General features: G+C 69.4%; 1 protein-coding gene. It reads left to right on the forward strand.

Annotated elements, in window-relative coordinates:
- The coding region (locus tag C5F75_RS04610) for a TolC family protein (RefSeq protein ID WP_181035372.1) at positions 1–650 on the forward strand (650 nt) is incomplete at both ends.

The raw sequence follows: 650 nt of genomic DNA on the forward strand, positions 1-650 counted from the left end.
GGCTGCACGATGGCGCCGCATTACAAGCGGCCCGACGCGCCCGTCGCGCAGGCGTACCCGGCCGGCGGCGTCTACGCGACGCAGCCGGGCGCGGCCGGCGCGCGCAGCGCGAACGGGCAAGCTGCGACCGCCATCGGCTGGCGCGAGTTCTTCGTCGATCCGCGCCTGCAGCGGCTGATCGAGATCGCGCTGAACAACAACCGCGACCTGCGCGTGTCGGTGCTGAACATCGAGGCGGCGCGCGCGCAGTACCAGATCACGCGCGCGGGGCTGTTCCCGACGCTCGACGGCACGGGCACGGGCAGCATCCAGCGCGTGCCGCAGGGCCTGTCGCAGACCGGTGCGCCGTACATCTCGCGCGCCTACAACGTCGGGCTCTCGGCGTCGTGGGAGCTCGACCTGTTCGGCCGCGTGCAGAGCCTGAAGGACCAGGCGCTCGCGCAGTACCTGTCGACGTCGTATGCCCGGCAGGCATCGGAAATCTCGCTGGTGTCGCAGGTGGCTGACCAGTACCTGACGCTGCTGTCGACCGATGATCTGCTGAAGGTCACGGAAAACACGCTGAAGACCGCGCAGGCATCGTACGACCTGACGAAGCTGCAGTTCGACAACGGCACGGGCTCCGAGCTCGAGCTGCGTCAGGCGCAGAC

This window comes from Burkholderia anthinoferrum, from assembly GCF_002925705.1.
Lineage (GTDB): Bacteria > Pseudomonadota > Gammaproteobacteria > Burkholderiales > Burkholderiaceae > Burkholderia > Burkholderia semiarida.